Origin of the sequence: Nostoc sp. FACHB-110 (assembly GCF_014697425.1) — a bacterium.
GTDB lineage: Bacteria > Cyanobacteriota > Cyanobacteriia > Cyanobacteriales > Nostocaceae > Nostoc_B.
This window is the reverse complement of sequence record NZ_JACJRU010000010.1, coordinates 87,960-108,077: the sequence shown is the minus strand read 5'-3', so window position 1 is coordinate 108,077 and position 20,118 is coordinate 87,960. Positions and strand designations below refer to the sequence as shown.

Here is a 20,118-nt window from a genome sequence, read left to right as displayed (position 1 = left end):
GAAAATGTCAAATATTGTCTGGAAATCTTTGTATCTAGCTCCAATACTACTGGGAGTTAACTTGATGCTGGCTCAAACTGCGCTGGCATCTGCGGTAGTAGAAGAAGTTGCACCAGTGCCAGCACAAGAAGATAACACTGAATCTCTTCAACCGACAGATTCAGGTGATGACTCAACGATGAGTCAGGTAACATCTGTATCGCAACTATCAGATGTACAACCAACTGATTGGGCTTTCCAAGCTTTGCAATCTTTAGTTGAACGGTATGGTTGTATTGCTGGCTATCCTGATAGTTCATTTCGTGGTAATCGAGCTTTAACTCGCTATGAGTTTGCTGCAGGTTTGAATGCTTGCTTGAATCGGATTAACGAACTGATTGCCACAAGTACAGCAGACTTAGTAACTAAAGAAGATTTAGCCACACTGCAAAAACTCCAAGAAGAGTTTGCACAAGGCCTGGCAGAATTACGCGGCAGAGTTGACGGTTTCGAGGCTCGTACAGCAGTTTTAGAAAGCCAACAATTTTCTGCGACTACCAAGTTGAATGGAGAAATAATTTTTGCGCTGGGTAGTGTGTTTGGCGGAGATAGAGCTTTAAACTCTGACCAGTGGCGGACAATTAACGCCCCTGGGGGAAACCGAGAAGCGCGCAGAGCCGCGGCCTATGGAACAGCAGGACGGAAATTACAAGATAATCCTATCTTGAGCGATCGCATTCGTCTGAATCTTGTCAGTAGTTTTAGTGGTAAAGACCAGTTATTTTTGCGATTAGAAGCAAACAATAGCACGGCTTTTAACGCACCTGTCACAGGTACGAATATGACTCGTACATCTTGGGATACAACAAATAATGCCGATAACAGCGTCCAATTAGGCAAATTGTATTACCGCTTTCCCGTAGGCGATAAACTCAATGTCACTCTTGATGCGATCGGTGGCGAATTTTACGATAACGTCAATACGATTAACCCGTTATTGTCTTCCACCCCTGTAGGCTCGATTTCTCGATTTGGACGTTTTTCACCTATTTATCGCGCCAGTAATACGAGTTCCGGCAGTAACACAGGTTCAGGTATCACGGCTAACTTCAAACTCAGTGATGCTATTACTCTTTCTGGCGGCTATCTGGCTAGAAGAGGTAGCGATCCTAGTGTTGGGAAGGGGTTATTTGATGGTAGTTACGGAGCATTAGCACAGTTAACATTTCAACCAGACACAAATTTAACCTTGGGTTTGACGTATGCACACTCTTATCTTAGAGGTGCGAACAATGATGGTGATGTTGTAGTTTCGGGTTCCTATGGCAGTACTTTTGCGAATAGTCCTTTTGGTACAGCAATTAACACGACAGCTAATCATTATGGTTTAGAAACTAGTTATCGCTTTAACCCCAAATTTACACTTGGTGGTTGGGTAGGATATACACAAGCCATCGCTGAAAATAGTTCAGGAACGAATCAATTAACCAACCAAGTAAATAGAGGTGATAAAGCTGATATTTGGAACTGGGCTGTGACTTTAGCTTTTCCCGATTTAGGTAAAAAAGGCAATCTGGGCGGGATAATTTTTGGACAACCACCAAAAGTTACTAGCAGTGACTATGGCCCTAACGTTTTAACCGCTACAACGGCGCGGCGTGAAGATACAGATACATCTTTCCATTTAGAAGCTCTGTATCGCTATCAAGTCAATAGCAATCTCTCCGTTACACCTGGGTTGATCGTTATATTCAACCCAGAGCATAACAGCAACAACGATACTATCTATACAGGTGTGTTGCGTACTACTTTCCGCTTTTAACAAAACAAATCCCCTAATTAAAATTAGGGGATTTCCCTGTTCAAGATAGGAATAATTACCAACTTTTTAAATAAATACCAATTTAATTGGTATAAACTTTCATCAAAAATAAATATTAAAAAATAGTAAAAAAAAGGTTATTGCGCTCTCTGGAGGAAAATTTTAAAAATAGTCAGTGCTATATTGAATCTGTCAAGAATACCGAACCAGGGAGCAATATAAAATGCAAGTCAGTGCGCGTAATGCTTTAAAAGGAACAGTTAAAAAAGTTGAAGTTGGCAGTGTCAATACAGAAGTCACCGTAGAAATTGCTAATGGCGTAGAAGTAACAGCAATTATTACAAAATCATCGGCAGAAAATCTGCAACTCGCTGAAGGTAAGCAGGTTTATGCCATTGTTAAGGCTACTGATGTGATGATTGCGATTGATTAATTAATTTACATCAGTTTATCAATACAGCAAATAAAGGGCAGTTATTTTGCCCTTTATTATGGGTAATTCTCTACTGCATCAAGTCATATTTGAAAGCAGGCGATCGCATCTGAAAAAACATCTATCTCAAGAGCTAATTCAGAAGTTTTTTCAGGTGAAATTATGAGAATTAACTTTCATGTTTGGTTGATAAAATCCATAATAAATCTAACCATAATTGCGGATGCGTGTGTTTAAGTTGAGACATGGGATCTCGTACTAAGTTGGTAGCATTCAAGCACGCAACTTCCACCAGTCCTAAATACTGTGCGACTTCTCGTAGTAGATTTTTTTGCTTGAGGACAGCACTCATTAGCGTATCTGGACAATAAACAGTCACATATCGTTTGTGAAAATAACTCGGATGCAGATATTGAAATTGGGGGTTATTGACTTTCACATAACAGTGGCGAATGACTTCCCATGCACTAGGATGAGTATGTTCGACAATAGTCGCAAATTGCTGTGCCAAATCTTCTTCGGTAATCATACTTGCTTGCCTCTAAAATCTTGCAGGAAGGGATATTGACTTATGCAGTGAGACGACAAATCAAGGGTGTAAGGGTGTAAGGGTGTATATACCCAGTCTCAATAGCCAATCTTTGTGCGTAAGTCATTGTGATATTGAATCGTTAATGTTGCGATCGCTTGATCCCTGTCACAATATCGGTTGGTATATACTTCACTAGCGAGATTACCTGCCTAAAAAGCATCAAAACCGAAACTTAAACCAAAAACTGTATCAAATATAGCTATTTACCAACTTAAATGGTATAAACAAAAAAGATGAAAGCAAAATTTCCAAAAAATTTTATTTCATCTGCAAAACCTGAGAAGCTGATTTTATCAGCATTCTGGCTTTCAAATTTCTTAACATTACGCAGGGAAAATCAACTTAGCGCAAAAATTTTTGATTTTTTAGCAAGAAAACTAGCAAGACGTATGTTATTCTTTCTGTAGAGGGAAACGAAAGGGCAAAGCAAAAAACAAAGCAAACCTTTTGCAAGCACCGATACAGGTAAATCCGCTCCGGCTTAGTTACAGTTGAGAAAAAAGGAAGCCAATGAAGCAGGATAGTGACCTCCGCAACAACTTGAAGTCAATTAGAACCCGCTTAGGAATGAGCCAGCAAGATTTAGCTAATATTGCTGGGGTAACTCGTCAAACTATTAGTGGTGTAGAGTCAGGGCAGTATGCTCCTTCTGTAGCCATCACCCTGAAACTAGCAAAAGCCCTTGGCTGTCAAGTAGAGGATCTATTCTGGTTAGAGCAAGATTTACCGGAAATTGAAGCAACTCTCGCCAAACCTGTCACAATTAATCAACCTCTGCGCGTTAGCCTAGCGAGAGTCGGCGGACAATGGATAGCTTACCCCTTAGTGGGAAAAGACGCATTCCGTCAAGATATGACACCTGCTGATGGGGAGGCGGCAAAGCAAATTGGTGCAGATAAAGTCATAGTCCGGCTTTTAGATGACAACCTCGAAGTACTGCACAATACAGTAGTAATTGCTGGTTGTTCACCTGTAATCTCACTCTGGGCAAGGGCTACCGAACGTTGGCATCCGCAGTTGCGAGTCCATTTTACCTTTGCCAACAGCATGGCTGCATTGCACAGTTTATGCAGAGGTGAAGCCCACATTGCCGGGATGCACCTGTATGATCCCAAAACAGGCGAACATAATATTCCGTTTGTGCGGGAAGTTTTAGCCGACAAGTCAGCAGTAGTCATTACCCTTGGTTTATGGGAAGAAGGATTATTAGTACAATCTGGTAATCCCAAAGGCTGGGAAACATTATCTGATTTAGTCAAAGCTAAAGCAACCATTATTAATCGAGAACCTGGTGCGGGAAGCCGGATGCTGTTAGAACGCAAACTGCAAGAAGCGCAGATATCATTTGATGCTGTCAAAGGATTTGACCAAATCGTTACCAGCCATCAAGATGTTGCCCAAACTGTGGCGTTAGGTTTAGCCGACGCAGGTATTAGCACCGCATCCATCGCTGCAACCTTCGGGTTAGGATTTATCCCATTACATCAATCACGCTACGACTTAGTAATTCTCAAGGAATATCTCGAAGAAGCACCCATACAACAGTTGCTGAGTACCTTGGGACATCGTGTGGTTCACTCACAGTTAGAAGTTCTGGGTGGCTACGACATTAGCAGAATTGGGGAAGTAGTAGCGACTGTTTGAAAAGTATGAAGTATGAAGTATGAAGTATGAAATGAGGCATTGCTGATTAGTGGGATGTTTTTTGTTTCGCGCAAAGGCGCAAAGGCGCGAAGAATCAATATTTTATTTTTGTTAAACATCTCAATTCATCCCGCATTTATGCAACGCCTGAAATGAATATACTTCCACAGTAACCTTGTTAGCAATTTATTGTGAGTGCTTCATTGTGACCATACTTTACTAAAAAGTAAAGTAAAACTTCACACTTCAGACTTCACACTTCAAATATGTATTTGATTTTAACGGTTGTGGGCGTAGAGCGATCGCCCCCAGCGACGTTCTACATCGTCCGAACTCTTCACATCGCAGACCCACACAAATTCACACACTACTAGGAGACTAAATCATCATGACTGACGAAAACATTAGACAGATAGCTTTTTACGGTAAAGGTGGTATTGGTAAATCTACCACCTCTCAAAACACCCTCGCTGCAATGGCAGAAGTCGGTCAACGTATTTTGATTGTGGGATGTGACCCCAAAGCTGACTCTACTCGCTTGATTCTGCACACGAAAGCTCAAACAACCGTTCTGCACTTGGCCGCTGAACGCGGTGCAGTTGAAGATTTAGAACTTGAAGAAGTTGTGATTGAAGGCTTTCGAGGGATTAAATGCGTAGAATCTGGTGGACCTGAACCTGGTGTAGGTTGCGCTGGCCGTGGGATTATCACCGCCATCAACTTCCTGGAAGAAAACGGAGCTTATCAAGACCTAGATTTCGTCTCCTACGACGTATTAGGTGACGTTGTGTGTGGTGGTTTCGCCATGCCAATTCGGGAAGGGAAAGCACAAGAAATCTACATTGTTACCTCTGGTGAAATGATGGCGATGTTTGCAGCTAATAACATTGCGCGTGGTGTTTTGAAATATGCCCACACTGGCGGTGTACGCTTGGGTGGTCTAATTTGTAACAGTCGTAAAACAGACCGGGAAGATGAACTGATTACCACCCTGGCATCTCGATTAAGCACCCAGATGATTCACTTCGTTCCTCGTGACAACATCGTGCAACACGCTGAATTACGCCGGATGACTGTGAATGAGTACGCACCCAACAGTAATCAAGCGTCGGAATATCGTACATTAGCTGACAAGATTATCAACAATAAAAATCTGGCCATTCCTACACCTATCGAAATGGATGAGCTAGAAGATTTGTTGATTGAGTTCGGTATTCTTGAAAGTGAAGAAAATGCTGCAAAAATGATTGCTGCTGCTAATGCTCAAGAAGAAGCTGCTAAAAAGCAAGAAGATGCTAAAGGCGAAGCATTAGAAGCACTCAAAAAAGGCAATGTTGAAGTTGTTTCTGGTAGTGACAAAAACTAAAATTTGTTAGTTACTTAGTCATAATTGAGTGGGCTATTTATGCCCACTCTAACATCAAGAGTGTATCAATATTGGGAGGTATTTTCATAGCTGATTTATTGTTTTAGATGTTTTCGCTTTACCGTTATCACCGCAAATTTTTCAACTTTTTAATGCGTAATTAGTATTTTATTTTTCTCCTTCTCTACTTGGTTGGTTTTCTATTTCTGAGGGGATGGGAATGTTTTCTATCCCACTCCTCTTTTTTATACAAATATCAAAATTTACTAATATTTTTAGGTATAGCAGTAGCAAGATAGATTAGAACGTTAACAAATCATACAACCCTTATCTCAAAGGTCTTTTAGTCCTGTTACCTGTTACCTGTACCCTGCTATAAAAACACGTCTGATTTTTTTAAGCAAATTTAAGATTAGTCAAAAAACTACCCTAAATAGAATCATGAAAATTAATCAAGAAAACGTCAATAGACATCTTCAAAATTCAATGTCAGACAATGAAGATAGATTTGGTACACAAGTTCCTTCAGCGTTAGCAGCTCATGAAGATTGTGCTTTTGATGGGGCAATGTTGACTCTTATCTCTATTGTTGATGCGGCACATTTAATTCACGGGCCAAGTGGTTGTATTAGCAATTCTTGGGGAAATAACAGCACTTTATCATCAGATTCTAGGCTGCATAAGGTTCGCTTTACCACTGATATGGAGGAAAGCGATATCATTTTTGGGGCAGCGAAAAAATTACAACAAGCCATTTTGCAATTGGCTAGACGTTATCAACCTAGTGCTATATTTGTCTATTCTACTTGTGTTTCGGCTTTGATTGGTGATGATATTGATGGAGCTTGTAAAGAAGCTTATGAACAAACAGGGATACCGATTATTCCTGTTGATTCTCCTGGTTTCTCTGGGAGAAAAAACTTAGGTATTCGTCTAGCGGGTGAAACTTTAATAGAACAGGTAATTGGTACAGCAGAACCAGAGTTTACAACACCTTACGACATCAATATTATTAGTGACTATAATATGGTAGAGGCAGTTAAGAGTATCTTGCCTCTGCTTGAAAAATTAGGTATTAGAGTATTAGCTAAAATTGCCGGAGAGAGTTATTACAAAGAAATTTGTTATGCTCATCGTGCTAAGTTAAATGTGTTAATTTCTTCTAAGGTAATGTTAAATTTTGCCAAAAAGATGCAGCATAAGTTTGGCATTCCATATATTGAAGCATCATTATCTGGTGTTGATGATATAACTGAGTTTCTGCAAAATATTGCTGCACAATTAGGTGGTTATGAGCTACAAGAACGCACCGAAAAGTTAATCGAGGAAGAAGTTAATAATTTAGCAGAAAAGCTCATATTTTATAAATTAAACCTCGCAGATAAAACGGTAATAGTTGATGTTAGTGATTTTCAGGCTTGGAGCATAATTTCTACTGCGAATAGTTTGGGGATGAAAGTGATTCCTATCACTCAGGAAAAATTGAATCAAGCGGATAAAAATAGGCTGCAACAATGGCTGAATAGAGATGATGTAGTTTTGCTAAATGAGAACCTGGAAGAGATAATACAGGAATATCAAGTGGATGCAATTATAGCTGATGAGCATTTACAATCTCTTGCCATCCCAGCCAAAGTCCCTTTTTTGAATATCAACACCAAATTTTATGCAAGCTACGCAGGGATTTTAGCAGCTGCACAAGATTTATATGCAACTATCTATAGTCCCGTTTGGCAACAGGTAAACAAGTCTGCACCTTGGGACAAGATTGAATCATAGAAATTACACAAAAATCCTATTAAACTCTCTTTTCTCTGTGATCTCTGCGCCTCTGTGGTTCGTTTCTTGTAAGTAATTATCAATACAACTTCCAGCAAACTGAAATATGGCAATTGTTAGCGTTACGAGTACATCAGTTACAGTTAACCCCCTGAAACAAAGTCAAGCTATTGGTGCTACTTTGGCCTTTTTAGGCTTAAAGGGAATGCTGCCTTTATTACATGGTTCTCCTGGTTGCAGTGCTTTTACTAAATGTCCTTTAGCGCAGCATTTACGGGAGGCAATTCCCCTTTCTAGTACGGCGATGACTGAAGTTTCTACCATTATGGGTAGTGAGGACAAGGTTGAACAGGCAATTTTACAGATGGTGCAGAAATATCAACCAGAAATTCTCGGTTTATGTACCACGGGGTTAACGGAAACTAAAGGTGATGATTTGCGGCGTTTGACTAAAGATATGCGCCAGCGTTATCCAGAATTACAAGATTTACCAATTGTTTTGGTTTCTACGCCAGATTTTAAAGGGACTTTGCAAGATGGTTTTGCGGCAACTGTGGAAAGTATCGTGAAGGAAATTCCGCAAGACACTGGCGGCTGTCATCTTGGACAAGTTGTTTTGTTGGCGAGTTCTGCGTTTACACCCGCAGATATCGAACAGGTAAAAGAAATGATATCGGCTTTTGGCTTGCAAGCGATCGCTATCCCTGACCTTTCTGGTTTATTAGATAGTGAGTGGAATCATGACTACAAAGGTATCACCGCCAGTGGAACGACTTTGGCACAGTTACAACAAGTTGGTCATTCTGTCTTCACTTTGGCTTTGGGTGAAAGTATGCGCGGTGCAGCCAAAATTTTAGAACAACGCTTTAACATACCTTACGAAGTCTTTAGCGAACTCACAGGACTAGATCCCACGGATAGATTTTTACAAGCTTTAGCAGATATTAGCGGTCAACCTGTACCAGAAAAATACCGCCGCCAACGCCGTCAACTCCAAGATTTGATGCTGCATACTCATACTTACTTTAGTGGGAAGCGCGTTTCTGTCGCACTGGAACCTGATTTACTCTGGTCAATCATTGCTTTTTTACAATCAATGGGAGTGCAAATTCACACCGCCGTGACTACACGTTCTCCTGTGCTAGAAAAACTGGCAATTCCTTGTGTAACTATCGGTGATTTGGAAGATTTTGAACAGATGGCAGTTGGTTCGGACTTGTTAATAGCTAATTCCTACGCGGCGGTAATTTCTCAACGTCTCAATATTCCTCTCTACCGTCAAGGAATCCCAATTTTTGACCGCTTAGGCAATGCTTTGTCTACTAAAGTTGGCTACCAAGGTACTAAGCAGTTATTGTTGGATATCGCTAATTTATTTTTTAAGTATTAATCATCTTATACCAATTCGCAATTCGCAATTAAGAAATCTAGCTCCAGTAAGACTTTCCTAATTTCTATAGGACTCATATTTGATTTCTGAAAAACCAAATTGGCTAGAAGCTTGCCATACAAAGGTTCGTTTCTCAGTATACTTAGCAATATTCAAGTACGATTCCTATATCTGTCGCATTCTTTTCTTAAATTGGTATTATGTTGTCAATTACCAAAATATTACCAACCTAATTGGTAAAAAGATGCAATTGATACAAACTTGATCACAGATTTCCGCTTTGATGCTGATTAGGGAAACTATACCACCCAAGATTAGTAAGCAAGGTGAAAACACGGCATAGACTCAAAATCAAGTCTTTGAGTCTTAATCATCCCATCAAGTTAAGTAGAACAATAGCCAAAGCAACTAGCTTGGCTAAAAAACCGCGTCCTGACTCATCAGTTGCTATGGAGTCGTTACTGACATGGTTTGAAGTGATTGGCTACACAGTAGAACTAGAAGCCGATATCGCCTCTGGAAGACACAAGCAAGAACGCAATAATCTGACTGAAGTTATTTTAAGCGATCGCCTGCGTTATGCGTTGCAGCGAATTAACCCACAAATTTCATCAGCAGCAATTCAAGCAACTATCCGACAGTTGACTGTTTTACCTAGTAGTAACCTAATTGAAAATAACCTATACTTCCATAAATTATTAACCCAAGGGATTGATATTACCTACCCTATCAATAATCAAATAATTAGCGAAAAAGTCTGGCTGATAGATTCATCTAACTTGCTAAATAACGATTGGTTGGTAATTCATCCGTTTACCATTGTTGTAAATAATCAGACTCACAAAATAGATGCAGCTATTTTTATTAACGGCTTACCTTTAGCAATTATATATCACCAATCTAATTCTGAAAAATTTACTTTAAAAAAAGCTCAAGAGAATTTGCAAAAATATATGCAAAATCTCCCCCAATTATTTTTTTATAATGCTTTTTTAGTAATTACATATAGCAAACGAGCAGGAATTGGCACATTAACTTGTAACTCAAAAGATTTTTTACCTTGGCACACCATAGATGGTGAAGACTTTACCCATCCTCAAGAAACAGAAATAGATATACTAATCCAAGGTATTTTTGATAAACGACGCTTTTTAGAATTAATTAAACATTCTATAGCCTTTGAAAAAAGGGGCATTATCCATACTAAAAAGTTACTTCGTTATCATTTCTGTACTGTAAAATAAGCAATTTATTTAATTATGGTTATTAAATAAGTTGAAAATATAAAATAACACCTAAATGCCCACCGTGATTTGACATTTCAACATATATATTGTGAATATTACTCTTGTGTAATCTCAGAAATAATCTATTTAAGTCATACTGATTCATCAGCATTAAAGGATAATTAAAATCCTTACATTTTATCAAATTTATCAAATTATGAGCAAAGGGAATATATTTCTTTATCCACTCTCGTGTTTTTTGCAATTTTGATACTTCTTGATGATATGTAAAGTGCAATACTCCTACTCCATTACTTTCTAAATGTTTAATGATATTTGCCATAATCGCTTCACCTCTTCTGGGGGAAATATGCTGAAACACTATAAATGAATAAATAAAATTAAACTTTCTTCCTGCTATAGCAGTCAGAGAATCATCAGATTTAAGTAACTCAACATTTTGCAGTTTATTTAGCTGACAGTTTTTTCTAGCCTCTGCCAGCATAGATTCAGATACATCTAAACCAACAACATGAATGGATGATTTAGCCAAAGGTATTAATATACGTCCTACTCCACAACCAAATTCAAGAGCATATCTTGGCTGAAAATGAGGATCTATGTGTTTTTGAACTGTAGCAATAACAGAGTTAAAATCATTAATACCTGATTGAAAAAACTCCCTATAAGAATCTTCATTAAGATTTTTGCTCTGATATTTATCAGAGCTTAAAACTCCGAAGTATGGGTCTAATTCTCCATACCTGTTCCAGGCTTTATCAGTATTCTCAACCATTATAAACGTACCTATTTTTGTATAAATACTGGGGAACTTATATTAGTTTGCAATATCATATCAAGTCAGCAGTTTGTCAAGTACCATACTAAATGTATAAATTATGCTAAACAAACGCTTCTATCACATTGGGTTTGGGCAAGAAGATTTGGGTGAAAAGCCTCCTAGTATTGCTTTATTATCTGGTGATCCTGAAAGGGCGCATTTGATTGCTCAAACTCATTTACAAGATGTGCGTTTGTTGTCAGCAAATCGCGGACTTAATAGTTATTTAGGATATTTACCTAATAGTCGTCCTATCTTATCCGCTACAAGTGGGATGGGTGCGCCTTCTTTAAGTATTGTGGTGAATGAATTGGTACAGGTAGGAATTCGGCAAATTATTCGCGTCGGGACTTGTGGTTCGATTCAACCTGATGTAACAGTTGGTAGTATTGTGATTTCTAGTGCGGCTTTGTGTCGTCAAGGTGCGGCTAATGATATTGCACCTGTGGAATATCCGGCGGTGGCTGACCCGTTTTTGACGGTGGCTTTGGTAAAGGCGGCGCAAATATTGGGGTTTGAGCATCATTTGGGAATCACTGCTTCGGTGGATACTTTTTATGAAGGACAGGAACGAACTAATTCAGCGAATCCTTACTTAATGCGATCGCTCCGTGGTATTACGGAAGAATACCGCAAGTTAAATATTCTGAACTATGAAATGGAATGCGGTACGCTGTTTAAAATGGCTGGAGTATATAAGTTTGCTGCGGCGGCTGTGTGTGGCGTAGTGGCGCAGCGCACCGTTGATGAGCAGGTGATTTTAGAACAAAAAGATATGGCCGTTAATTGTGCGATCGCAACTGCTGTCAATGCAGCAACTAACTTGAACTAAATCATTATTTAGCCCAACTTTAAATTTGAGCTACGTAGTTTCATCGAGTCTTTACTTAATCTTTAATTTGGTAATTACTAAATCTAGATAATATGTATTTATTCGGATAAAACTTATTTTTCAGAAGTTGCAAAAGACCATATATTTGTCTTTTTTGAACTTTTAGTGAGCTTGATTTTGCAGCAGTTTAATTAAACATCTATTTCAAGCAAAAAGTTAAATATTTAATAATAATTTTATTTTCAGGATGCTAACAAACTGGAGAGCAAAATAACATGAACCGTGCTGGCAAGCGTTGGATTACGAACATTAACATAGCTGTAATGGCAGTAATGCCAACGCTGATAATTTCAGCATTTACATCCAAAGCAACCGCTGAAGATTTGGGAGCCTGTTTTATGGTGACTCCCTCTGGTGCAACTGTTGAATTGGCGAGACTTTGTACTGGCAACAAAGCTAATTCCGATGAACGAGTATTTAAAGTTCCTATTAAACGTCGCTTTGGCAGAACTCCAGTAATTGAGGTCAAATTCAATAATCAAAAAACCTTTGAAATGATTGTTGATACAGGTGCAAACGGCACTTTAATTACGCAAAAAATGGCCAATACTCTGCAAATTAAACCAACAGGAATATTGCAAGCTCAAGTTGCTGATGGGACACAAATACAATTTCCTACAGGTAAAGTTAAGTCTATAGCTGCGGGTGGAGTAGTAGCGAATAATTTAGAAGTAGCGATCGCACCTAAAGCAGATATTGGCTTACTTGGCCATGATTTCTTTGGCAATTATGACATCAAAATTTTAGCCACAGAAGTAGAATTTCATCCACGTTAATTATTTGGCGTTGCATAAATGCGGGATGAATTGAGATGTTTAACAAAAATAAAATATTGATTCTTCGCGCCTTTGCGCCTACTCTTCGAGAAGCCGCTACCGCGTCTATGCGCGAAACAAAAAACATCCCACTAATCAGCAATGCCAATTATTTAAGTCCTGAGTGCTGTTAGCGGTAGCGGGGCGTTTAGCCCGTTCTGAGTGCTGAGTAAAAATACTAACCTCTAGTCTCTAACTCACCAAACTAGCAATCAACTTGACTAATTCATTCGGTTCTACTGGCTTAGAGACATGGTTGTGAAAACCTGCTAGAAGTGCTTTTTGCCTATCTGATTCTCCCGCATAAGCTGTAAGTGCGATCGCTGGTACTTGCCCACCTTGTTCTGCTGGCAAATTTCTGATTTGACGCAACAGCATATAACCATCTACCTGTGGCATCCCAATATCACAAACTAAAACATCTGGTTTTAATTGATTTAAAGCCGGGAGTGCTTCAGTTGCAGAGGCTACAGCAATTACCTCTGCGCCACATTCTTTGAGAATAAAAGCTACTACTTCCCGTGAATCAACTTCATCATCCACAACTAAAATACGAATGCCAGTTAATTCTTGATAATTATCAAACTGTTCCGCACTTTGAGATTGTTGATTTTGATTGGCAATTAATGGCACTCTGACAGTAAAAATCGCTCCTTGCCCTTCGCCGGGGCTAGTTGCCCAAACTGTGCCACCGTGTAGTTCTACCAAATGTTTAACAATTGCTAGCCCAAGTCCTAGCCCACCAAACTTTCTAGTAGTTTGGCTATCGGCTTGTCGGAAGTAGTCAAATACATAAGGTAAAAAATCTGGGCTGATTCCTTGGCCTGTATCGATAACTTGAATTTGCGCTTGTCTACCAACTTGTTCTAAGCGAACTTCTACACGACCACTAGGTGCAGTAAATTTAACAGCATTGGAAAGCAAATTCCAAATGACTTGTTGTAACCGCACAGTATCGCCTAAAACTGTGCCAATATCGGCTGATAAGTTGGTTTGCAGTTGAATTGATTTGGCTTGGGCTGCTAAACGCACAGTATCTAAAGCAGACAGAATAATTGACTCTAAATTGACAGAGGCAATATTTAGACTCAATTTACCTCGCAAGATTTGGGAAATATCCAACAAGTCTTCTATAAGTTGAGCTTGTAACTTGGCATTGCGCTCGATAGTTGCCAAAGCTTCTGAGGCTTTATCTTGAGAAAGTTTTTGGCTACTGAGCAACTTAGACCAGCCTAATATAGGATTGAGTGGCGATCGCAACTCATGGGATAAAATCGCCAAAAATTCATCTTTGACGCGGTTAGCTCCTTCCGCTTGCGCCCTGGCTGTCTGTTCTCGTTTCAGCAATCTTTCCCGTTCTTGTTCTGCCTGTTTGCGTTCTGTTAAGTCAACCACAAAAGCAAAACCATCAGTACGAGAACCTTCCCGAAAAGCACAACCCATGAGAATTGGCACTCGATAACCTTTTTTGTGAATGTAGTAGTGTTCTACAGGTGTAGAAATCCCAAATTTTCTCAGTTCTTCAATTATTTTTACTACCACATCTCGGCAATCTGGGGGTGAAAGGTCTCGCCAACATAACCCGCCTGCTTCTAAATCTACCCTTGTATAGCCTAATAGGTGTAAATATGCGTCATTGGCAGCAGTAATTTGACCATTCATATTCCAAAAAGAGATGCCCATCACATTCGATTCGTATAGCCAGCGAAATCTAGCTTCACTTTCTTGCAGGGCTTTTTGGGCTAGTTTGCGTTCAGTAATGTCTTCAATAATGCCATTGATGATTGTCGTCTGATTATCGGTTAGAGAAGTCTGACTAATCCGCACCCAAATTGTACTGCCATCGGTACGATGTAAAAGTGCTTCACGCTCTCGAACATCTGTAATTGTGCTTAATTCTGCTAACAGATGAGCATAATCTTCAGAGCTAAAATAAGGCTCTAAAGTTTGATTAACTGGAATTTCGTCAACTGAATTTAAACCTAGCAATTGCCTAAATGCTGCGTTAGTTTCTAAGACAACACCATCGGCGGTGATGCGATAAACACCGACTTTTAATTGATTAAGCAAAGTTTGAAAGCGCGTTTCTAAACCTGTGATTTGACGTTGAGTCTGTGCTTGTCTCAAGACTAGACGAACTGCCACAGGTAAACGCATATAGTTACTAGGTGACTTAATTACATAGTCATCTAAGCCTGATTTCATCGCTTCTACAGCGATTTCTTGAGAACCACTGTTAGTAAACATGACAACAGGAATTTCGGGAAAGCGGCTTTTGATCTCTCGCAGCACGTTTAAGCCATTACTCCACCGTAGTTCGTAGTCAGTGATTACTAAGTCAAATTCTCCAGCTGACAATGCCTGTTCTAATTCTTGGGGACGAGCAATTTGCTGGATTTGTAGGTTGCTCAATTCTCGTTCTAAGGCATGAATCGCCAGCAAGCGATCGTGCGGATTGTCGTCAATTAGGAGAATGCGTAACATGGTAAGTCTAACCAGTGTATTTAGTAATTTTCTTCATAAGTGCCAAGTTCTGGCTTTTGGTTAAAAACCATCCAATGTCGGTTAACAATGGCGACAATTTCAACTAAATTATCAAAAGCCACAGGTTTGACCATATAGGCGTTTACACCTAAGTCATATAAAAGATTGACATCGCCATATTCTTGAGAGGCAGTTAAAACGACAACTGGTAAGCGCTTCAGTCTTGGTTGTTGCTTTAACCACATCAGTACTTCAGCACCAGAACGTCTGGGTAATTTTAAATCGAGCAAGATTAAAGCTGGCAAAGGATAAAGATTGCGATCGCTATATGGTGCTTCTCCCGATAGGTAAAGTAAAGCAGTATCGCCATCTCTGACTACTTGTAGTGGGTTAGTAATGCCAACCTTACGAAAAGCTCGTTTAACGAGGAGAATATCACGAGCATCATCTTCGACTAACAGAATTGTCTCCCCTATGGATACTGTATTCATTGAGATTCCATAACTTTTGACAATTCCATCATAGGTGTTTTAGTATGTATCAATTTTAACTTTGTTTTTTTTTGATTATTCATTGCTGATCCACTCCTTTAGCCTGTAACCCACCTGATTAAGCTACAGATTGCCTGAAACCTCTTATTCTTATCCTGGGCAAATTTCAGGTCTTTGTCTTCTACCATAGGAGTTACAGAAAACACACACAAAAAACCTGTACTGAGATTTTGATTAACTATCTCTAGTGTCTTGGCGTTCCAACACAGCTTTTGGTAAAGCAATCCAAAAGCGACTACCTTGACCTAATTGGGATTCTACCCCACAAAAACCGCCCATCTTTTCTAAGCCTTTACGCACAATTGCTAGCCCAATTCCTGTCCCTGGATACACTTCTACGCCATGCAATCGTTCAAAAACCCGAAAAATTCGCTCTTGATGTTCTGGTGCGATGCCAATGCCATTATCTATAATCCACAATTTAACCCAAGTAGCTTGCTCTTGGTGGTATTCCTTTGAATAGATTTGCACAACAGGCTCTCTATCCGATTGTACAAACTTAATTGCATTATTTAATAAATTTGTCACCACTTGAACAAGCGTAGAACGATGAGCCAAAACCTGGGGTAAAGCATTTTCGATTTGAATGTGCGCTTGTTGTTGTTGAATTTGTGCATCTATTTGCATCATCGCTTCTCGAACAACAACATTCAAATCCACAGGTTGAAGGGAAATTTGACTGCGACTCAAGCGACTGTAACTCAGTAAATCAGTAATTAAAGTATCCATTTGCTTGGCTCCCTCAGCAATATAGTTGAGGCAGTCTTGACCAAAAGAATCTAGTTGGTCGCTGTAGTCTTCTAACAAAGCTTGAGCAAAACCTTGCATGGTACGTAAAGGCGCGCGTAAGTCGTGAGAAACAGAATAATTAAAGGCTTCTAAGTCATGATTAATTTCTTGGAGTTGGGCGGTGCGTTCTGATACTCGATGCTCTAGTTGTGTCGCATAATCTTGGAGTTGTTGTCGCAGTTGTGATTGCTTAATTGCGATCGCTAATTGGGCGGAAACTTCTTGCGCTATTTCTAAAACTTCTCTACTAAAAGTTTCTGGTTGAGATTTCACCAAAATTATTTCCCCAATCACAACATCTTCTACTTGCAAGGGGATCGTTAAGCAACTATTTTTTTCTCTGCCTCCAAGTTGTTGGATAATTGGTGGATTTTCAGCGTTAATTACCAAAAATGGCGGCTGAGATAACACTTCTGGCAGAAAAAAATCAGCAATGGGCAGTGTTGTACCTTCAGTTAGTGGTAATTCACTATCAGCATCACCAGCGAGTACCTCAGCAGTTTTAGTTTCAAAATTGAATAATATCGAAAAAGCTTGTTGACAATTGATGAGTTGACGTAACCTTTTTAAGGCATCTCTAATAATTGTTACATTAGGTTCAGCCGCTAAAATTGCTCTGTCAATTTTGTGTAAATCTGCCAAACGTTGAGCCGAAAGTTGAGCTATTTCAGTTTGTTCAATGGCAGTCTTTAAGGCATTTTCATAACTCTGCGACACCTTATATATTTGTTGTCGGATGTAGTAAGTCAAAGTAATCCCGATAATGATTGCCAAAATGATGCTATTCGTACTCACTTGCTGTGCTGTCTCACGGGCAGTTTGGCTGCGACGATTACGGAGTGTTTCTTCTGTCGCAATAAACGCTTCTATCTGAGTGCGAATTACATCCATCTGCTTTTCTCTGGCTACAAAATTTACCACAGATTCTACTTTGCCTTGCTGACGCAGTTCTAAACCTTGAGAAATCAACCGATTCCAATCTTGATAATGCAATTGCAGTTGCTTTATCCGTTGAACTTGCAGTGAATTATCAACAACCAAATTGTTTAATTCGAGAAAAGCAATATTAATATCTGGGATGGCTTTTTGGTAAGGTTTGAGAAATTCTTGTTGACCTGTGATGATGTAGCCGCGTGAGCCTGTTTGGATATCGAGTAATAGTTTATGAGTGCGGTAAGCCTGAGCAATTACTTGGTCTGAATGATCTACCCATTGCAGTGCTGACAACAGACGGTTAATTTGCCACAGAGAAACTCCTGAAAACAGCAATAGTAGAACGCTAGGGAGAGCGATCGCACTTGTTAATCTTCGTTGAAAAATAGATTTGGCAATTTGCAGCAGCATAATACTATGCTACTGGTTCTACAGGAGAAATATAAATGAAATATCACAGGTGTAGCAACTTCAACAGACAACCTGAGCAGGTGCGATCGTGCAATTTTACACAGTCAAGTATTTTTGTTTTAACGGTGTGATCTCAAGCTATAATCCTGAGGGATTAGTTACAAATATTACATTTTCCCGACTCACAGTTTTTGTGTGAAATATGCAAGCACAACTTTTGGTTTCTGCTTTAACACTCGGCGTAGCATTGACGGCCATACCTGTTCAGTCTTCTCATGCCCAAATAGCCAAGGTTCCAACTCTTTATGAGTTGCAAAACCATGAGATTAAAGTCACTTATTCTACAACTAGCTTTGTAGGTAAGCCACTGCTCAACTATCAAGACCAACAACAAAAATTGCAGTTTTCTGGAGACGAAATCCGAACTACAGATACAGAAATTGGCCAATTAGTGACAGTAACTATCTATAAAACTGTAGATACTGGTTCTGTAACATTTAGCTTGCTTATCCCTGATGTCAACTTGGGAAACACCAATGAAGCCAAAATTGTGACTAACGGTATTACCACTGTCAACCGTTTTTCGACAATACCAGTATTGAACCAAGGACAAAGACAGACTTACAAAGTTACACCTTTATTTGGTACAGCCAAAGCAGTGGTGTTTTAAAGTATCAATTACTTTGAGGGTTTACAGGTGTGGGGTGTAAGGGTAGAGGGGTGTACGTATTCAAAACCTTTACACCTTAAACTCTACTCCTTATTTTCTAAATAAGTATCCAAATTAGGGACATCAACCCAACTCCTAGTGTCATGAGATTTATGAGATAAATCCATCAATAACTGGGAATAAACGCCTTCGCGCAAGGATGGGACTATTGACTGCTGTTGGTCAATTCCTTGTAGCCATTGATCTACTACTCGCAAAAATGCGCTAATGCGACCATCAGCAAAGTTTTGGGTAAACATTAACTGCTGTGGAATTTCAATTTCCGCTAAAGGTTGACCAACTGGAGAACCCCAAACCCGAAAACCGTGGATATAGTCTTTTTGATTTTCGCTGCCTAAAACTAATGTAGCGCGATCGCCATACACTTCTACCCAATGAGTTCGGGACGCATGAACCACCGCACTAATATTCAGTTGACAAGGTGTTCCATCAGCTAATTCTAACGACAGCAAACAATTATCATCAGTTTCTACAGGCTTTAATACGCCACTACTAGGGTCAAGGCGATGAGAAATAGCTGTACTTAAATAAGCACTTAATCTGCGGACTGGCCCAAATAACCAATAAATATAATCAAACGCGTGGGAACCCAAAGACCCCAATGCACCACCGCCTTGTGCTTGAGACGAATACCAATTCCACGGACGAGAAGTATCAGCGCGGGAAGAACCCAACCAGTCAATTTTAATTAAACGCTTATTTCCGACATAATCTGATGCTAATAATTGGGCAAATAACTGCCATCCTGGAACAAAGCGAAATTCAAAATCAACAACCGCAGTTACACCATTTGCTGTTGCTAATTGATCAAGTTCTTTGGCTTCGGCTACATTTAACGTTGTGGGTTTTTCTAATAATAAATGCTTGCCTGCTTGTAATACAGTTTTTGCCATTTCATAGTGCAGAAATGGTGGTGTAGAAATACTAACAGCTTGTACTTCTGGTAATTTGACAATATTAGCTAGACTATCACAAGCGTGAGGAATATTATTAGCATCAGCAATTGCTTGGGCTTTATGAATATCTCGATGGTAAACAGCAACCACCTCCGTTCGTGGATGAGCTTTAAACCCTGGTATATGGACTTTTTGACCAAATCCAGTCCCCACTACAGCCACCCCAACTACATTCTGACTCATAGTTAATTCCCCTCTGTATTGTTTTATATCTAATATATAGAAAGACTATAAACAAAAAGTGACAACTGGGCAGGGAATAATATCGTGTTCGGTTAAAGACTTATCATGAAGACCGCAGAGGGAGCAGGGGAGCAGAGGGGTAGAGAAAGCATTTTTGGGTTTTATGCATAGATTCGGGGATGATTAGATATCATCCGAACTTAATATTAGAGATAAAAATATAGTGAATGGATTTGTTTACAAGTCCTAGACCCAGCGCTATGTGCCTTCTACACAACTCATTTATGGTTACTATAGAAAAA

At 39.5% G+C, this 20,118-nt stretch carries 17 protein-coding genes; 11 read left to right on the top strand and 6 right to left on the bottom strand.

From position 1 onward, the window contains the following. Positions 1-4: 4 nt before the first annotated feature. Both H6G69_RS12395 and H6G69_RS12390 read left to right on the top strand, forming a co-directional pair. Positions 5-1,801: an iron uptake porin gene (locus tag H6G69_RS12395; RefSeq protein WP_190686715.1), complete on the top strand. Its 1,797-nt coding sequence runs from the start codon at positions 5-7 to the stop codon at positions 1,799-1,801. A 223-nt stretch (positions 1,802-2,024) separates the two neighbouring features. Continuing rightward, complete coding sequence (locus H6G69_RS12390; protein ID WP_190686711.1) at positions 2,025-2,234, top strand: molybdopterin-binding protein; 210 nt, start codon at positions 2,025-2,027, stop codon at positions 2,232-2,234. A 169-nt stretch (positions 2,235-2,403) separates the two neighbouring features. Here H6G69_RS12390 and H6G69_RS12385 read toward each other — a convergent pair whose 3' ends face one another. Further along, positions 2,404-2,763, bottom strand: coding sequence for a hypothetical protein (locus H6G69_RS12385; RefSeq protein WP_190686708.1), 360 nt, complete (start codon positions 2,761-2,763; stop codon positions 2,404-2,406). 296 nt (positions 2,764-3,059) lie between these two features. On the opposite strand from H6G69_RS12385, the gene H6G69_RS33650 reads away from it, so the two are divergent. The 6 genes from H6G69_RS33650 (at position 3,060) to H6G69_RS12360 (ending at position 10,249) form a co-directional block, all read left to right on the top strand. Then, the gene (locus H6G69_RS33650) at positions 3,060-3,233 is read left to right on the top strand and encodes a hypothetical protein (RefSeq protein ID WP_206757644.1); all 174 of its coding nucleotides are present in this window, start codon (positions 3,060-3,062) and stop codon (positions 3,231-3,233) included. Positions 3,234-3,336: 103 nt separating this feature from the next. Then, positions 3,337-4,470, top strand: a complete 1,134-nt coding sequence (locus H6G69_RS12380; protein ID WP_190686705.1) for a substrate-binding domain-containing protein — start codon at positions 3,337-3,339, stop codon at positions 4,468-4,470. Between the two features lie 388 nt (positions 4,471-4,858). After that, on the top strand, positions 4,859-5,836 hold the full coding sequence (nifH, locus tag H6G69_RS12375; RefSeq protein WP_190686702.1) for a nitrogenase iron protein: 978 nt from the start codon (positions 4,859-4,861) through the stop codon (positions 5,834-5,836). A 441-nt stretch (positions 5,837-6,277) separates the two neighbouring features. Beyond that, positions 6,278-7,615: a nitrogenase component 1 gene (locus H6G69_RS12370; protein WP_190686699.1), complete on the top strand. Its 1,338-nt coding sequence runs from the start codon at positions 6,278-6,280 to the stop codon at positions 7,613-7,615. 106 nt (positions 7,616-7,721) lie between these two features. Continuing rightward, positions 7,722-9,005, top strand: coding sequence for a nitrogenase iron-molybdenum cofactor biosynthesis protein NifN (nifN, locus tag H6G69_RS12365; RefSeq protein WP_190686696.1), 1,284 nt, complete (start codon positions 7,722-7,724; stop codon positions 9,003-9,005). A gap of 326 nt (positions 9,006-9,331) precedes the next feature. Next, a complete protein-coding gene (locus H6G69_RS12360) occupies positions 9,332-10,249 on the top strand; it encodes a type I restriction endonuclease (RefSeq protein ID WP_190686693.1) in 918 nt (305 codons plus the stop codon). Positions 10,250-10,271: 22 nt separating this feature from the next. Here the strand turns inward: H6G69_RS12360 and H6G69_RS12355 are convergent, their stop codons facing one another. Further along, positions 10,272-11,027 (bottom strand): class I SAM-dependent methyltransferase, encoded by a 756-nt coding sequence (locus tag H6G69_RS12355; protein ID WP_190686690.1) that lies wholly within the window; start codon positions 11,025-11,027, stop codon positions 10,272-10,274. A gap of 103 nt (positions 11,028-11,130) precedes the next feature. Here H6G69_RS12355 and H6G69_RS12350 point away from each other — a divergent pair, with 103 nt between their 5' ends. After that, positions 11,131-11,904: a nucleoside phosphorylase gene (locus H6G69_RS12350; RefSeq protein WP_190686688.1), complete on the top strand. Its 774-nt coding sequence runs from the start codon at positions 11,131-11,133 to the stop codon at positions 11,902-11,904. Positions 11,905-12,179: 275 nt separating this feature from the next. Continuing rightward, positions 12,180-12,740, top strand: coding sequence for a TIGR02281 family clan AA aspartic protease (locus tag H6G69_RS12345; protein WP_190686686.1), 561 nt, complete (start codon positions 12,180-12,182; stop codon positions 12,738-12,740). Between the two features lie 231 nt (positions 12,741-12,971). Here H6G69_RS12345 and H6G69_RS12340 read toward each other — a convergent pair whose 3' ends face one another. The 3 genes from H6G69_RS12340 to H6G69_RS12330 form a co-directional block, all read right to left on the bottom strand. Continuing rightward, on the bottom strand, positions 12,972-15,263 hold the full coding sequence (locus tag H6G69_RS12340; RefSeq protein WP_190686684.1) for a response regulator: 2,292 nt from the start codon (positions 15,261-15,263) through the stop codon (positions 12,972-12,974). Positions 15,264-15,283: 20 nt separating this feature from the next. Then, the gene (locus H6G69_RS12335; RefSeq protein WP_190686681.1) at positions 15,284-15,754 is read right to left on the bottom strand and encodes a response regulator; all 471 of its coding nucleotides are present in this window, start codon (positions 15,752-15,754) and stop codon (positions 15,284-15,286) included. Positions 15,755-15,988: 234 nt separating this feature from the next. Continuing rightward, the gene (locus tag H6G69_RS12330; RefSeq protein ID WP_190686678.1) at positions 15,989-17,947 is read right to left on the bottom strand and encodes a CHASE3 domain-containing protein; all 1,959 of its coding nucleotides are present in this window, start codon (positions 17,945-17,947) and stop codon (positions 15,989-15,991) included. A gap of 202 nt (positions 17,948-18,149) precedes the next feature. Between H6G69_RS12330 and H6G69_RS12325 the strand changes: the two genes are divergently transcribed. Next, positions 18,150-18,617, top strand: a complete 468-nt coding sequence (locus H6G69_RS12325; protein WP_199335940.1) for a hypothetical protein — start codon at positions 18,150-18,152, stop codon at positions 18,615-18,617. Positions 18,618-18,700: 83 nt separating this feature from the next. Here H6G69_RS12325 and H6G69_RS12320 read toward each other — a convergent pair whose 3' ends face one another. Further along, on the bottom strand, positions 18,701-19,816 hold the full coding sequence (locus tag H6G69_RS12320) for a Gfo/Idh/MocA family protein (RefSeq protein ID WP_190686675.1): 1,116 nt from the start codon (positions 19,814-19,816) through the stop codon (positions 18,701-18,703). Positions 19,817-20,118 lie beyond the last annotated feature (302 nt).

Excerpts from the sequence above, each read along its gene's own strand:
- H6G69_RS12320 (WP_190686675.1), bottom strand. The coding sequence starts at position 19,816 with ATGAGTCAGAATGTAGTTGGGGTGGCTGTAGTGGGGACTGGATTTGGT.
- H6G69_RS12325 (WP_199335940.1), top strand. The coding sequence starts at position 18,150 with ATGCAAGCACAACTTTTGGTTTCTGCTTTAACACTCGGCGTAGCATTG.
- H6G69_RS12350 (WP_190686688.1), top strand. The coding sequence starts at position 11,131 with ATGCTAAACAAACGCTTCTATCACATTGGGTTTGGGCAAGAAGATTTG.
- H6G69_RS33650 (WP_206757644.1), top strand. The coding sequence starts at position 3,060 with ATGAAAGCAAAATTTCCAAAAAATTTTATTTCATCTGCAAAACCTGAG.
- H6G69_RS12390 (WP_190686711.1), top strand. The coding sequence starts at position 2,025 with ATGCAAGTCAGTGCGCGTAATGCTTTAAAAGGAACAGTTAAAAAAGTT.
- H6G69_RS12395 (WP_190686715.1), top strand. The coding sequence starts at position 5 with ATGTCAAATATTGTCTGGAAATCTTTGTATCTAGCTCCAATACTACTG.
- H6G69_RS12355 (WP_190686690.1), bottom strand. The coding sequence starts at position 11,027 with ATGGTTGAGAATACTGATAAAGCCTGGAACAGGTATGGAGAATTAGAC.
- H6G69_RS12335 (WP_190686681.1), bottom strand. The coding sequence starts at position 15,754 with ATGAATACAGTATCCATAGGGGAGACAATTCTGTTAGTCGAAGATGAT.
- H6G69_RS12345 (WP_190686686.1), top strand. The coding sequence starts at position 12,180 with ATGAACCGTGCTGGCAAGCGTTGGATTACGAACATTAACATAGCTGTA.
- nifH (WP_190686702.1), top strand. The coding sequence starts at position 4,859 with ATGACTGACGAAAACATTAGACAGATAGCTTTTTACGGTAAAGGTGGT.
- H6G69_RS12370 (WP_190686699.1), top strand. The coding sequence starts at position 6,278 with ATGAAAATTAATCAAGAAAACGTCAATAGACATCTTCAAAATTCAATG.
- H6G69_RS12340 (WP_190686684.1), bottom strand. The coding sequence starts at position 15,263 with ATGTTACGCATTCTCCTAATTGACGACAATCCGCACGATCGCTTGCTG.
- nifN (WP_190686696.1), top strand. The coding sequence starts at position 7,722 with ATGGCAATTGTTAGCGTTACGAGTACATCAGTTACAGTTAACCCCCTG.
- H6G69_RS12330 (WP_190686678.1), bottom strand. The coding sequence starts at position 17,947 with ATGCTGCTGCAAATTGCCAAATCTATTTTTCAACGAAGATTAACAAGT.
- H6G69_RS12385 (WP_190686708.1), bottom strand. The coding sequence starts at position 2,763 with ATGATTACCGAAGAAGATTTGGCACAGCAATTTGCGACTATTGTCGAA.
- H6G69_RS12380 (WP_190686705.1), top strand. The coding sequence starts at position 3,337 with ATGAAGCAGGATAGTGACCTCCGCAACAACTTGAAGTCAATTAGAACC.